11 protein-coding genes are annotated in these 14,349 nt (G+C 44.1%); 10 read left to right on the forward strand and 1 reads right to left on the reverse strand.

What is annotated here, in order from left to right; translation table 11 throughout:
- Window positions 1–487 precede the first annotated feature (487 nt).
- The 5 genes from ACS8E3_RS03060 (at window position 488) to ACS8E3_RS03080 (ending at window position 4,839) form a co-directional block, all read left to right on the forward strand.
- Window positions 488–1,111, forward strand: a complete 624-nt coding sequence (locus ACS8E3_RS03060; protein ID WP_439241100.1) for an anthranilate synthase component II — start codon at window positions 488–490, stop codon at window positions 1,109–1,111.
- A 117-nt stretch (window positions 1,112–1,228) separates the two neighbouring features.
- Window positions 1,229–2,359 carry an anthranilate phosphoribosyltransferase gene (trpD, locus tag ACS8E3_RS03065; RefSeq protein ID WP_439241102.1) on the forward strand — a complete coding sequence of 377 codons (1,131 nt, stop codon included), beginning with the start codon at window positions 1,229–1,231 and terminating at the stop codon, window positions 2,357–2,359.
- Between the two features lie 45 nt (window positions 2,360–2,404).
- Window positions 2,405–3,268 carry an indole-3-glycerol phosphate synthase TrpC gene (trpC, locus tag ACS8E3_RS03070; RefSeq protein WP_439241104.1) on the forward strand — a complete coding sequence of 288 codons (864 nt, stop codon included), beginning with the start codon at window positions 2,405–2,407 and terminating at the stop codon, window positions 3,266–3,268.
- 88 nt (window positions 3,269–3,356) lie between these two features.
- Window positions 3,357–4,088 carry a Smr/MutS family protein gene (locus tag ACS8E3_RS03075; RefSeq protein WP_439241106.1) on the forward strand — a complete coding sequence of 244 codons (732 nt, stop codon included), beginning with the start codon at window positions 3,357–3,359 and terminating at the stop codon, window positions 4,086–4,088.
- A 118-nt stretch (window positions 4,089–4,206) separates the two neighbouring features.
- Window positions 4,207–4,839: a DNA-3-methyladenine glycosylase family protein gene (locus ACS8E3_RS03080; protein WP_439241108.1), complete on the forward strand. Its 633-nt coding sequence runs from the start codon at window positions 4,207–4,209 to the stop codon at window positions 4,837–4,839.
- 55 nt (window positions 4,840–4,894) lie between these two features.
- Here the strand turns inward: ACS8E3_RS03080 and ACS8E3_RS03085 are convergent, their stop codons facing one another.
- Window positions 4,895–6,892 carry a mechanosensitive ion channel family protein gene (locus tag ACS8E3_RS03085; RefSeq protein WP_439241110.1) on the reverse strand — a complete coding sequence of 666 codons (1,998 nt, stop codon included), beginning with the start codon at window positions 6,890–6,892 and terminating at the stop codon, window positions 4,895–4,897.
- A 557-nt stretch (window positions 6,893–7,449) separates the two neighbouring features.
- Here ACS8E3_RS03085 and ACS8E3_RS03090 point away from each other — a divergent pair.
- The 5 genes from ACS8E3_RS03090 to ACS8E3_RS03110 all read left to right on the forward strand — a co-directional run bounded on the left by ACS8E3_RS03090 (window position 7,450) and on the right by ACS8E3_RS03110 (window position 14,347).
- Entirely contained in the window at window positions 7,450–9,321 is a 1,872-nt protein-coding gene (locus ACS8E3_RS03090; RefSeq protein ID WP_439241112.1) for a TonB-dependent receptor domain-containing protein, read from the forward strand.
- A gap of 310 nt (window positions 9,322–9,631) precedes the next feature.
- Window positions 9,632–11,056 carry an adenosylhomocysteinase gene (ahcY, locus tag ACS8E3_RS03095; protein ID WP_439241115.1) on the forward strand — a complete coding sequence of 475 codons (1,425 nt, stop codon included), beginning with the start codon at window positions 9,632–9,634 and terminating at the stop codon, window positions 11,054–11,056.
- Window positions 11,057–11,073: 17 nt separating this feature from the next.
- Entirely contained in the window at window positions 11,074–11,997 is a 924-nt protein-coding gene (gene metF / locus ACS8E3_RS03100) for a methylenetetrahydrofolate reductase [NAD(P)H] (protein WP_439241117.1), read from the forward strand.
- A gap of 125 nt (window positions 11,998–12,122) precedes the next feature.
- Window positions 12,123–13,001, forward strand: a complete 879-nt coding sequence (locus tag ACS8E3_RS03105; RefSeq protein ID WP_439241119.1) for a 16S rRNA (uracil(1498)-N(3))-methyltransferase — start codon at window positions 12,123–12,125, stop codon at window positions 12,999–13,001.
- Between the two features lie 107 nt (window positions 13,002–13,108).
- Window positions 13,109–14,347 carry an EAL domain-containing protein gene (locus tag ACS8E3_RS03110; RefSeq protein WP_439241121.1) on the forward strand — a complete coding sequence of 413 codons (1,239 nt, stop codon included), beginning with the start codon at window positions 13,109–13,111 and terminating at the stop codon, window positions 14,345–14,347.
- Window positions 14,348–14,349 lie beyond the last annotated feature (2 nt).

The raw sequence follows: 14,349 nt of genomic DNA on the forward strand, positions 1-14,349 counted from the left end.
TCTTTATACACTAAATATAATAAGGCATTTATCAGACGCTATTTTAACAACATCTTATCAATGCTGCTCAACTGTTATACAGTTATATAAACCGCCGTCTACAGTAGTAACGGTGCAACTGCTATGCCAAAGTGTCATCAATGTCGTAATAAAAGTGCCTGTGCTCATGAAGCCGTCTCAAATCAAGATAATTTATCATGTTAAGGAGACGACCTTAGGTATAATTATTTTTAATATTGTTAAGACAAGCCTCTTAATGAGGCAAAAATGCACTATACAGGTGCTTTTTAGATTTTAAAAGCTAAAATAGTGCAGCTGGCTATACTGCCCCTACACTATTTCAAGTTAGACGAAGTATATATATTGTTGATTGCTGACCGCCTTTACTTATTAACACCCTAGAAACTTGCTAGCGCTAAAAATAGTGGTAAGATAGCAAAACACTAACCAAGCACCAAACACTCTCCCTCTACATGAGTAAACGCCAATGATTCTAATGATCGACAATTACGACAGCTTTACGTACAACATTGTACAGTATTTCGGTGAACTACAGCAGGACATCACCGTTTGGCGTAACGATCAGGCCACAATTGAGCAGGTTAAAACGCTCGCTCCTAAGCTGATTGTCATCGGTCCTGGTCCTTGCGATCCCGATCGTGCCGGTATTTCCCTTGAGCTGATTGATACCTTTAAAGGCGTGATTCCTATATTAGGTATTTGTTTGGGACATCAAGCAATTGGTCAAGCCTTTGGCGGACAAGTCGTCAAAGCTGGTGCGGTCATGCACGGCCGTTTGTCCTCGGTTTATCATAATCATGAAGGGGTGTTCAAAGATTTGGCTAACCCTACTGACTTTACTCGTTATCATTCTTTAGTCGTGGACAAAGCCAGCCTACCCGACTGCTTAGAGATCACCGCTTGGACACAAAACGCTGATGGTAGCATTGAGGAGATCATGGGCGTGCGTCATAAGCAGTTTGCGATTGAAGGGGTGCAGTTTCACCCAGAATCAATATTAAGCACGGCTGGCTACCAGCTACTAAATAACTTTTTGCAAACTCATCATTTAGCGGTGTTAGACGCAGATGAATTACCGCAAGTCGGTTAGTGACAGTCGATAATGACAGGTTGCTGACGGTTAAAGTCTGTTAACGATTAGAAACTGCTAAAACTGATTAAAATCAACCCTGTAATAAACGCAAAACATAATAATAAGCGAGGCATCATGAGCGCCGAAAATACGACTAACCCCCTATCCCAAAATACGCCAGAGCAGATCACACAACTCTCAGAGGAGCAAGTCCATAAACTACTGACCTCCGCTTTAGATCGGATATTACAGCGTATCGATCTAACCTTTGATGAGATGCGTGAGGTGATGCTAGTCATCATGCAAGGTAGATGTAACGACGCTTTGATGGGTGCTATATTGACTGGCCTGCGGATGAAAGGCGAATCTATCGACGAGATTACTGCTGCTGCCAGTGCGATGCGCAACTTAGCGGCTAATATTGAGCCTAAAGGGTGTGATTATCTGGTCGACATCGTTGGTACTGGCGGTGATGGCGCGAATTTGTTTAACGTCTCCACCGCCTCTGCCTTAGTGGCCGCTGCTGCAGGAGCGCAAGTCGCTAAACATGGCAACCGTGGGGTCTCAACCAAGTCTGGTAGCTCAGACTTATTAGAACAGGCCGGTATTAGCTTAGCGCTAGACCCCGCTCAGGCCCTTAAGTGTATAGAGAATGAAGGGATTGGCTTCTTATTTGCCCCTAATCATCATAGCGCCATGCGTTATGCTAATCCCGTGCGCCGTGCCTTAAAAGCGCGGACTATTTTCAATATTTTAGGGCCCTTGACCAACCCTGCTGGCGTGCCCAATCTGGTTATTGGCGTCTTTACCTCCCAGCTTTGTGAGCCGCTTGCTAAGGTTATGAAAAACCTAGGCGCTCAGCATGTGATGGTCGTCGGTGCCAAAGATGGTTTGGATGAAATCAGTCTTGCCACCTCTACCACCGTTGCTGAGCTCAAAGATGGCGAAATAACGGTCTATGAGATGATGCCAGAAGATGCCGGTGTCGAATCACAAACCCTTATCGGCCTCGATGTCGACTCACCTAAGCAAAGTCTTGAGCTCATCAAAGCTGCCTTATCAGGCGAAGAGACTCATGATCGATCCGTTCTCAAAGCGCGTGATATGATAGCCCTTAATGCCGGCGCAGCTATCTACACCGCAGGGCTCGCTAGCAACTATCCTAATGGGGTCAGCCGCGCACAAAAGGTGATTCAAAACGGCAGTGCTTTGACTAAGCTTAATTCATTAGCCGCTTATACTCAGCAGCTAGCCGCTCATGCTTAGCTGTCATCTAACGACTACTCTATCGCTCTGAATTTGGATATTCCCATGACCGCAAATACAACAACAGATATCGACATTCCCTCAGTACTACAGCGCATTGTCGCTACTAAAAAATTAGAGGTGGCTGCGGCCAAAAAACAGCTCTCACTAGTAGATCTACAAGCTAAAGCTGAAAAAGACACGCAGCCTCGTCGCGGCTTTGCTAATGCTTTACGGGCAGCCGATATCGGTATTATCGCTGAGATTAAACAAGCCTCACCCTCTAAAGGGATTATAAATCATAATTTCTCGCCTGCTTTATTTGCCCAGCAATACGAGCAAGCCGGTGCTAGTTGTTTATCAGTATTGACCGATCGTGACTATTTTCAGGGCGATGATCAGTACTTACTGCAAGCTTATAATGCTGCTAGCCTGCCAGTGTTACGCAAAGACTTTATGATCGATACCTATCAGATTTATGAGTCTTATCTGCTTGGTGCTGATTGCATTTTGTTGATTATGGCTTGCCTTGACGATGCGCAAGCCTACGAACTGCACGCGCTGAGTATTGAGCTGGGTATGGATGTGCTGATAGAAGTTCATACCAGCGATGAGCTTGAACGCGCATTAAGATTACCGCGCTCTATCCATAATATTTATGGTATCAATAACCGCGATCTAAATACTTTTGCGGTGGACCTACAAAACACCTTAAAGCTGAAGGATAGCTTGCTTGCAACCCTAGCTAATGATGATGCGACTGTAGAACCACTTATCGTCACCGAAAGTGGCATTCATAGCGCCGATGATATTGAGCTGATGCTAGGGCAAGGCATTCAGCATTTCTTAATCGGTGAGCAGTTTATGAAAACCGATCATCCAGGACAGGCGTTACAATCCTTACTTGCGAGCGTGGATACACAAGCGTAAAGTATTCCTACTACTAGCACTGTGAGAGCACTGCAGCTAAAAAAGCTTAATTATTCATTCTTATCAACCAAACAGATTTATACTCATTATGGCAAATTCTCTATTTTCAAAAGAAATGCAAGATCAGCTCAAAGAGCTCAAAGGACAACTCAGTAAAGGCCGTGATACCAATAGCCCTGAAGGCGAAAATCAAAAGCCGACTGAGCCTGTCTCTCTGCCGACGCAAAAACAGGTCAAAAAAACGGTCAAGCAAATGGACAGCGAGCATGTTGACGATGACAAAGTACTGTTTATGCAAGCGATGCATGGCGTTGATCAATTAGAAGACAAAAATGTGCGCTCGCCGGTTAAAGCGAATAAAGCCAGCAAACCTGACGCCGCCACCCTATCGAAACGGGCTGCAGCGCAAGGTAACGAAGACGGTGATTTAAGTACTGGCTTATCTGATATGCAAGCGCTATTGAACCCAGTAGCGAGCGAAGCTTACTTATCTTACAAACAGCCTACGCTACAAAATAAAGTCTTTACTCAGCTTAAGCAAGGTAAGCTTCGCTGGTATGACGCAGTAGATATCCACGGCTGCACCATCGAAGAGGCGCGCGAAGCCATGACTCAATTATTGGTGCAAGCTAAGCGAAATAATGAAACGATGGTAAAAATCGTTCATGGTAAAGGCTCTGAGGCTATCCTAAAAACTTGCGTCAATGGCTGGTTACGTCAGCTACCAGAAGTACTAGCTTTTTGTTCAGCACCGCCAAAAGATGGCGGTAATGGCGCGGTTTTAGTGCTGCTAAAAAAGCCTAAAGCTGATGGTGAATAAGTTATCAATATTGTAGTTTTCAACACTATAGTTATCAATATTATAAAAAAAGGACTGCATAACGCGGTCCTTTTTTATCACTAATTTATGACTATTTTTATAGTTGGGAGAAAATATAATGAGTATTCAAACCTTCACAACCGCAGCCGAGCTAACAACCCATATCCAAGCCCTTATCGAGATAGAACCAAGATTTGCGCCTGTCTATAAGCAAGTAGGCGTGCCGAGTTTACGGCGTAATGAAGGCGGGTTTGCAGCCTTACTACGAGCGATAGTCGGCCAGCAGCTATCGGTGGCTGCCGCTAGTAGCATTTGGCAAAGATTGGTTGATGCGAACTTAGTATCACCAAAGGCGCTTATGCAAGCCGATGATGAGCGTTTGAGAGCGCAAGGACTCTCTAGACAAAAAATCCGCTATGTCCGCTCTTTACTCGAGCATAATATCGATTACCCTGCTCTAAAAGCGATGAGTGATAGCGAGGTCATTGATACTCTGACCGCGGTTGTTGGCATAGGACGCTGGACCGCTGAGATGTATTTGTTATTCTCTTTAGGCCGCGCTGATATTTTGGCTGTCGATGACTTAGCGATTCGAGTAGCCGCTATGGCGCTGTTAGAGTTGCCTGAGCGCCCTACTCCAAAACAGCTAAAGATAGCAGCGCAGCCTTGGTCCCCTTATCTTAGCGCTGCCAGCCTACTATTATGGGCACACTATGGCTGGCTACGAAACAAAGAAGCTATGCCGGTATAAGTGCCGGTATAATCGCTTCTTTTATCGCCGTTTTGTGCATAGGTGATGATGAGAATTAATGCTTGTTCCAAGGCTGATTCCAGATAGAGATATTGAAGCTCTTTTTAGTGCGTTTAAAGTGGCGCTTGGCTAGCCTCAGCGTGGTAATTTGCTTAGACTTATTAGGATTACTGACTTTGTTTTTAGCCATTTTATCCTCTTTTCTCTCTTTTACCGTACTCTTGCCACTATCCTTCTTGCTACTATCAATATTATCTGCTTGAACCGATGTTTGGGTAAGCTGCGAACCGCTATTCTCCTCAGCCATTGCAGCTGAAGCTTTCATTTCACCATCTGACCCATTATCAGGCTGCTCTTGAGCGACATCATCAGCAGTCTCAGACTCTGAATGATCGTCAAGATCAGTTTGATTGACGAGTAACTGCTGCGTTGGTAGCGCATGCTCCACTTTGTAGTCTTTGACTTTGGTCAATATATCGACTAGCAAAGTATCTTGTTTACCATAAAACTCAATCACATCGAAGGAATTAACATAGGCTCTTAGCTGAATAATATAACAGTCTTGACGTAGCTCTAAGATATTAGCCTGATTCCACTCTTTGTTGGTCAGTTCGTGCTCTTTCAGTAGCGTATCTAAATCATTGACCATCTCAAAGATCACGTTGATATCAGCACTGCGTTTGATATATAAATTATGCAAAAAATGAAACATATCACGCGAGGTAAAGTTCTCAATCTGCATGGAGGAGAAATCACCATTAGGTACGGTGACGATAGTACGGTTTAGGGTGCGCACCCGTGAAGAGCGAATACCGATATCGATCACTGTTCCTTCATAAGTGCCAAACTTACAATAATCGCCTATCCGTACTGGTGAGTCCGCGACCACCACCACACTACCCACTAAGTTTTCAATGGTTTTTTGCGCACCAAGTGCCAAGGCAAGACCACCGACACCTAGAGCGGCAATACCGGTTGTTAGATCAAAGCCTAAATTACCGAAGATGACAATCACAGCAAAGATGAGCAGCAGCGCCTTGGTTATCTTACGCATCAGTCCCAGGATAGAGACTCGCTCAATGTAGTTCTTTTTATAACTTAAATTAACGGCGCGGGTAAACAACACATCTACCATACGCAGCAGTAGCCAAGTTACCGCCAACCAAGAAGCAATATCAGTGAAGCGATTGATCGGCTCACGAAGCGTCACAGAGACCCCTGAGTAGACCATGACCTCAGACAATATTAGCGCCATAATGACTACAGACAGCGGTAGTATAATCTTATCCGGCAACGGCAACGGTTCACCACGCACTCGTGGATAGAACACACGCAAAAATTGATAGCAGAGCCATACCGCGATATAAGTGATTAAAAAACTACCTAAAGCCAGCATGATAGCGGCAACCAAATCTGCCAACTGATAGCCAAATAACTTTTCGTCCTCTAAACTCTCCATGGTATAACGCGATATCAGTGTTGGCTCAGTGTTTTCGATAACATCCGGTACTAAGCTCAACGTGCCACTAGAGAACTGCCAATACTGTTTACCATTTTCAGCGACGACACGCTCTAATATGAGTGAAACATTCTTATCATTAATACTGATGTTACCGACTTTTTCTTGATTGGGTGGCAGTTGATCTGCAAGGTTACCTTCTGGCGTATTGTTGATTTGCAAATCAGGCTGGAAACGCCCTCCTGCATCCAAGGCTTGCTTGAATTGGCGAACGATAGGCGTTGGATTGTCTGATTTGGATAAATTAAGATAATTACTCGCCAGTAAGTAATCGTTTTCACTCAAAGCATTAATAAAGCTTTGTACCGTTTGCCTAGGGGTGTCGCGCCCAAAAGAGTCTGGTATCGGTGATCTAGCGCTCTCTTCACTGTTCTCGCTTCCATTACTCCCAACACCCAAGGCGCTTGGCTCTGCCGCAAATGCAGGCGCCGATAGCACCCCTACAAATATCGCTAGCAAAAGCGCAATGATAGTGAAAACTTTGGGAGACGGTATTGGTGTTGTAGCTGATTCTTTGTGACGCGCGATAGACAAAACAGACCTCATCATTTAGTTATTGGGTTCGGTAACCTGACATTTGAGTTGGTATAAATATTTAAACCACTACAGCCTGCAAACCATCGTTATGATAACAACTATTTATCACTAAATTATTTATCTTTACCTACTTTTAGGCAAATTATTTTGTAAGTTGCAAAAACGTATTTTTGCTAAGCTGCATTTTTATATGGAATAAGATAATCTGCCATTTTGTAGCAAGACTTATCTTAGCTTACCTGCGTCATAGTTAGGCTGAGTAGCACTCAGCTTATACTGAATAATTATTCATTTAAAATAGCTTACAAACCGTTATAATTCAGCAATAATAAAAGCCTTAAAAGGGTATGGCTTTTTTAGTGGCTCTAACTTTTGCTATGACTACCCTAAACCTTATTGACTTTGCCTTATATTATCTTTGACTATTTTTGTGTGATTGGCGCTTTTCTCTGCTTTCTTTTGATTTAATAACTTTGGAAAACACTATGCTGTTGTTAGCTTCTTCTACCCCTTACCTACGACTTTGTATTTTGAGCACGATTGGCCTATGCACGATGAGTGCTACCGCTGTAACGACTTTGAGCCCTGTTAGCGATGACTCATTACCAGAAGTTGAGCTAGACAAAATCGTGGTAACCGCTACGCGTACGCCAACTAAGACCAGCAACGTTATTGCTCAGACTCGGGTGATTAATCAAGAGGAATTACAGCGTTATCAAGGTCAAACGGTCGTAGATGTTCTTAAGAGTCAATCTGGTATAAACATCTCGCAAAGCGGCGGTATGGGAACTATTAGCAATTTTTATATGCGTGGCTATGATAGTAAGCAGGTTCTCGTTATCATTGATGGCATTCGTTATAGTTCTATCTCAACCGGCACTCCATCATTAAACCTATTACCCGCCGAGCAAATAGATCGTATTGAAATACTATACGGCGCATCAGGTTCTAGTGTCTACGGCTCAGACGCTATGGGCGGCGTTATTCAAATTTTTACGAAAGGTAATAACGTAGAGCAGTCTAACATTTCTACCACAGCTGGTTACGGCAGTAATAATCACTATCAAGTGGGTATAACCGGTCAGCTCAAAAATAATACTTCATCATTAAGCTTAGGTATCAGTCGCAATGAAACGGATGGTTTTAATGCGATTGCCAACTCTGACTCTTATGATTACAACGATGATGACGATGGCTTTGAGTCTACTAACGCAAGTTTGGCCTTAAAGCATCGATTCACTGACGAATTAACTGCAGGAGTCAGCGGTTTATACTCAGACTCTACAACTGAGTTTGATTCAGGAGGAAATGCTTTTCCTGATGTTCATTCAGATCAGAAAAATGGCAGTGCTAATGCTTTTGTTCAGTATCAAACTCCATTAACGATCACTAAGCTCAGCTATGGTCAAAGTATAGATAAATCTACCTCTTATGATGCTAACTCCATTGATTACAACGAGGGTAGCCAGTTTGATACTACTCAAGAGCAGGCACGCTTAGAGACTAGCATCAATGCGCAACCTGGCACAGTTATCGTTGGCGCAGAATGGTTATCGCAAAAATTGGATGCCTCAGACGTATTGGTCTATCCTCCTTACCCTGACACTACTCCTCCTGTTCAAACCGCATATAACCCTGATGACAGAAAGGTAAAAAGTGCTTTTGTGGGCTATCAATTAGCAGATACGTATTATGACCTGCAAGCTAACTACCGCGTAGATGACAATTCACAATATGGTAATGAAAGCACTTACAATATAGGCGCAGCTATTCTTCCGTTAGACGGTGTGCGTATTGGTGCTAGCTACTCTACGGGATTTCGCGCGCCAACTTTCAATGATTTATATTATCCCGGCTATAGCAATCCAAATTTGAAGCCTGAAACCAGTAAAAATACAGAAGTGTTTGTCGAATATAACAAAGGCAATCAAGTGTCGCGTCTGACAGGCTATCATACCGATGTTGAAGATTTGATTGGCGGCAATACTAACACTGCTGAAGCAAAAATTAAGGGATTGAGCCTGACATCAGATTGGCAGGTTAATTCTTTCATTTTTGGCTTGGGCTATGATTACCTAAAAGCAGAGAATAATACCTCAGGAAGTTCTAATAAAGGTAACGAGCTTGTCTACCGTCCCAAAAATAGTGGTTTAATCTATGTTGGTTATCAGCAACCTAGCTATGATTTGCGTCTTGAAGCTAAGCATACTGATGATAGGTTTTCAGACGTAGCCAATCAAACCAAGCTAGATAGCTATACCCTAGTCAACTTGAGTAGTAGTGTTTATATCAATCCTAATCTTCGGGCTAATCTACGTATAGATAATATCACTGATGAGGACTATACCCTTGCCAGTCAATTCGGTAATGAATATGCCACAGAAGGTACTAGTTATTTCACCTCACTAACCTATGACTGGTATTAAGCTTATTTAGAACTGATTAAAACTTAAGTTACCAATAATAAAGGCTATCACTCGATAGCCTTTATTTATGCCAGCTTCTGCCATCAGCGTTCACTAATTATATCCACCAAATGGTGACAATCTGCATTGCATATATTACAATAACGACCTCCGAGAGGTGTTGCACCATAAAAGCTAATTCGTAATTTTAACTTTTAAAACTATGCTAATAGCTCTTTATGTTAGGCTCGGTAGCTTTTTATCAAAAGCATGAACAACGGCACCTGCGTTTTATTTTTTATCATACATCTATTACTAATAGGAGCATATGATGGACGCAGTGTCTAACATCCCATCTGTCCACACCATCGATCCCACTTTCACTGACTATAAAGTCGCTGACATCAGCCTTGCTGATTATGGTCGCCGTGAGATTACCCTTGCCGAAGCTGAGATGCCTGCCCTAATGGGTTTGCGTCGCCGCTATGAGGCCAATCAGCCGTTAAAAGGCGCCAAAATCGCCGGTTGTATCCACATGACCATCCAGACTGCCGTGCTTATCGAGACGCTTACCGCGCTTGGTGCCGAAGTACGCTGGACCTCTTGTAATATCTTCTCGACCCAAGATCATGCAGCGGCCGCTATTGCCGCAGCTGGTATTCCGGTGTTCGCTTGGAAAGGCGAGACTGAAGAAGAGTACGAATGGTGCCTGCGTCAGCAAATCCACGTTGGCGGAGAAGAATCAGAACAGCTTTGGGATGCCAACTTAATCTTAGATGATGGTGGTGATTTGACCGCCCTTGTACATAATGACTATCCGCAAATGCTGGATATCATTCATGGTATCTCTGAAGAGACTACCACTGGTGTGCACCGTTTGGTTGAGATGCTCAAAAATGGCACGCTCAAAGTACCCGCTATTAACGTCAATGATGCAGTTACTAAATCCAAAAATGATAATAAATACGGCTGCCGTCATAGCCTAAACGATGCCATCAAACGTGGTACCGATATGTTTTTGGCGGGCAAACGCGCTTTGGTTATCGGTTATGGCGATGTTGGTAAGGGTTCCGCGCAAAGCTTACGCCAAGAAGGCATGATCGTACGAGTCTCAGAAGTCGATCCTATCTGTGCAATGCAAGCATGTATGGATGGCTACGAAGTGCTATCTCCATACATCAATGGTGATAACACTGGCGGTAGCGATAGCATCAATACTCGGCTATTAGAAGACACCGATATGATTGTCACCACTACTGGTAACTATCACGTCTGTGATAAGCACATGCTAGCGGCATTGAAGCCTGGCGCTGTAGTTTGTAACATCGGTCATTTCGATACCGAAATCGATACGCAGTTTATGCGTGATAACTGGCGTTGGAGTGAAGTGAAGCCACAAGTGCATCAGATCTTCCGCTCGGATGATGACAATGATTATTTGATTTTGCTTGCTGAAGGCCGCTTAGTCAACTTAGGTAACGCTACTGGTCACCCTTCACGAGTGATGGATGGCTCATTTGCTAACCAAGTATTAGCGCAGATGTACCTATTCGATGAAAAATTTGCGGATCTGCCCGTCGATGAACGTTTCGATAACTTATATGTCAGAGTCCTACCGAAAAAGCTTGACGAAGAAGTTGCCGCCGCTATGGTAGCGGGCTTCAATGGTACGCTGACTAAGCTGACTGAGAAGCAGGCAGAGTACTTAGGCGTACCAGTCGAAGGCCCGTTCAAGCCTGAAGAATATAAATACTAAATCCAAGGAATGTGACTATGAGTAAGCCTGCTTTCTCCTTTGAGTTTTTCCCCGCCAAAACTGAGCAGGGACATGAGAAGCTAATCGCTACTTTTGATGAGCTGAACCAGTTGTCACCAACGTATTTTTCAGTGACCTACGGTGCTGGCGGCTCGACTCGTAGTCGCACTTTAGATATTGTACAGGCGCTATGCAAGCGCAGCGATACGCCAGTGGCACCGCACATCTCTTGCATCGGTGATGATAAGGTAGAGATTGCTGAGCTGCTAGACCTTTATAAAGAACTAGGTATTAGCCGTTTGGTCGCGCTGCGTGGCGATTTGCCTTCAGGACAAGTCGGCATGGGCGAGCTACCATTTGCACTGGATTTAGTCAAATTTATCCGCGAGCATTCAGGGGACCACTTTCATGTCGAAGTCGCCGCGTATCCAGAGATGCATCCGCAAGCCAAAAGCTTCTTATTCGATATTGACAACTTAGTCAATAAGTATAAAGCGGGCGCTGATACAGCGATTACGCAGTTCTTTTATAACGCCGACAGTTACCTTCACCTACGCGACATGCTTGAGCAGCGCGGTATTGACACTACCGCTCAGCCGCTAGTCGCTGGTATTATGCCGATTACCAACTCGAGCAATCTAATACGCTTTGCAGATAGCTGCGGCGCTGATATTCCGCGCTATGTGCGCAAACAGTTGGCGGACTTTGGTGATGATCGCAAAGCCATTCGTGAGTTTGGTTTTGATGTCGTCTATCGCCTCTGTGAGCGTTTGATAAGCGAGGGCGTGCCGGCCATGCACTTTTATAGCATGAACAAGGTCGAGCCGAATAAGCGCTTAGTTGAAGCTTTAGGCCTAGTCCCTGAAACTTTAGTCCCTAACACTTTAGGCCCTGAAACTTTAGGCTCTAAAACCTTGGCTTCTGAGACGGCTAGCATATAAGCCTATAAATAAGGTAGCTCATTGCTAAATCAGCTTAAGAAAGTATAATTACTGGTACTCTTGAAGTGCCAGTTTTTTTTGGCTACTTTTTATATCGTATTCTACCCTAACAGGAACCCTTCAACGTGCGACGTTTTTTCTATGCCACTAACAATAACGAGTATCCAAAGCTTAGCAGCGTAGCCATAGGTCAAAGCCTTGGGTTAAACGAAGCCATCACTCATCATTGGTGCCGCGTACTGCGGGCCAGCATTGGCGATCAAGGTATATTGTTCGATGGTTTTGGCGGCGAATATCAAGTCCAGCTACAAACCATCAGTAAGAAGCAAGCGACCGCGGTTCTACTCGCTTATAATGATGTCGATCGCACCGCGCCGATAATTACTAAGATCGGCTTGGTTATGAGCCGCGGCGAGCGTATGGATTATGCGATCCAAAAATCAACAGAGCTTGGCGTAACCGCTATTCAACTGCTCAGCAGTCAGCATGGTGAAGTCACTCTTAAGCCGGCGCAAGTCGAAAAGAAGCTTGCGCACTGGCAGCAGATTGCTATTGCCGCCTGTGAGCAATGTGGCCTGAATCGTCCGCCGCTGATCTTAGCTCCTTTACCTATACAGCAATGGCTAGCACAAAGCGCGGCTGACAACAGTGTGGACGCAGCAAATATGTCTGTATCGTCCTCGTCATCAGCAGTCAGCGCTAGTATTTCCATTTTAAGTCAAGATGAGTATTATCAAAAACTTAAATGCCCAGCAGATCTACGTTTACAATTGAGCGTGCCCGCCGCTGATCAACCCTTGATGCCAGTTGCACTAAGAGAGGTGTTAGCGACACAACACCCTTATCTTCAGCTCCTCATAGGACCCGAAGGAGGATTAAGTGTAGAGGAATGCCAGCAAGCAGCACAAGTCGGATTTTTGCCTTGGCAAATCGGTGCGCGCGTACTGCGTACTGAAACCGCGCCCGTCGTCGCGCTGTCGAGTTTATATGCTTTGTCGCAGTAAGCATTATAAAACAATAGTTCGTTCAATATACAGCAACATCTATAGCAACCTTTTTGCTTATAATGATTAGTTAATATAAAGCCTCTGTTTTTATCACGAGATTCGCGATGCCCCCTTTTGAGCCTCTCTCCCCCACCTACAAACAACAACTGCTTACTCATTACTATCAGCAGTTAGATCAGGCCGTTTTTATTTTGGATGCTGATAAGCGCTATTTATCGATGAATAGTACCTATGAGAGATTAACCGGCTACCGTGAAAACCTGCTGATTGGTTACCCTTTTGGCACTTTTATCACTCAGTGCTTCACAAGACATAAGCCTGAGATTTTAAAAGATCTGGCTGGTCACCTGCAATATAATAAGAGCTTCCAAAAAACCTTTACCTTACCGAATAAAGATCATCAAGTTTTAGATTACCTTATTGTTTTTGAAAAGTTCACTGTCGACGACCAAATTTTTTATATTGGCGCGGTACAAGATACTGACGCTGGGGTAATCAAGGAGCCGCGATCAGCGTATCTACTAGATGAAGATATGATAAAAAATACTGCAATAAACAATAAACACTCAGCGAGTCTACCTGATCAAAAGCAGCTCTTAGCCCAAGCGATTGCTGATAACCAGTTCGTCGCTTATTATCAGCCTAAATTCAATCTAGAGACTAAGTCCATCATTGGTTTTGAAGCCTTAGTACGCTGGCAGCATCCGACTCGCGGCCTATTAAAACCCAAAGACTTTATCGATGATATTATCAGCTACGGCCTCTCTTTCGCGTTATTTTCTCAGTTATCAGAGCAAGCCGCGCAGCTGTTAGTCAAATGGCAAAGTATGGATTTTTTGGCGCATATCTGTATCAATGCTGATGCCGCCGAATTTAGTCATCCTGATTTTAATCAGACAATTAGCCAGCTATTAGTTAAATATCATATCGAGCCTTATCGGCTGCATATAGAAATGACTGAATCCTCGCTACTGCCAAGTAACGATAATATACAGCAGCGACTCACCGATCTCAAAGCACTCAATGTCTGTCTGGCGTTAGATGATTTCGGTACAGGTTACGCCTCTTTGAGCTATTTACAACAATACCCTTTCGACTTTATAAAGATTGATAAAAGCTTTGTATCAGAGCTCGACTCAAACCCAACTCAGCAAGCTATTGTGCAAGCGATATTAGACTTAGCGCTTGCTTTAGATATGCAAGCTGTCGCTGAAGGCATAGAAACTGAGCAGCACTATGAGCGGCTGCGCGAGATGGGCTGCATATATGGACAAGGCTATTGGCTAGGCCATCCGGTTAATGCTGAAGCTGCCACTCAGCTGCTCAGCGGCTCGAATTACTAATT

It is taken from the genome of Psychrobacter sp. 2Y5 (genome assembly GCF_051847375.1).
GTDB lineage: Bacteria > Pseudomonadota > Gammaproteobacteria > Pseudomonadales > Moraxellaceae > Psychrobacter.

Excerpts from the sequence above, each read along its gene's own strand:
- ACS8E3_RS03075 (WP_439241106.1), top strand. The coding sequence starts at position 3,357 with ATGGCAAATTCTCTATTTTCAAAAGAAATGCAAGATCAGCTCAAAGAG.
- ACS8E3_RS03090 (WP_439241112.1), top strand. The coding sequence starts at position 7,450 with ATGAGTGCTACCGCTGTAACGACTTTGAGCCCTGTTAGCGATGACTCA.
- trpD (WP_439241102.1), top strand. The coding sequence starts at position 1,229 with ATGAGCGCCGAAAATACGACTAACCCCCTATCCCAAAATACGCCAGAG.
- ahcY (WP_439241115.1), top strand. The coding sequence starts at position 9,632 with ATGGACGCAGTGTCTAACATCCCATCTGTCCACACCATCGATCCCACT.
- ACS8E3_RS03060 (WP_439241100.1), top strand. The coding sequence starts at position 488 with ATGATTCTAATGATCGACAATTACGACAGCTTTACGTACAACATTGTA.
- trpC (WP_439241104.1), top strand. The coding sequence starts at position 2,405 with ATGACCGCAAATACAACAACAGATATCGACATTCCCTCAGTACTACAG.
- metF (WP_439241117.1), top strand. The coding sequence starts at position 11,074 with ATGAGTAAGCCTGCTTTCTCCTTTGAGTTTTTCCCCGCCAAAACTGAG.
- ACS8E3_RS03110 (WP_439241121.1), top strand. The coding sequence starts at position 13,109 with ATGCCCCCTTTTGAGCCTCTCTCCCCCACCTACAAACAACAACTGCTT.
- ACS8E3_RS03080 (WP_439241108.1), top strand. The coding sequence starts at position 4,207 with ATGAGTATTCAAACCTTCACAACCGCAGCCGAGCTAACAACCCATATC.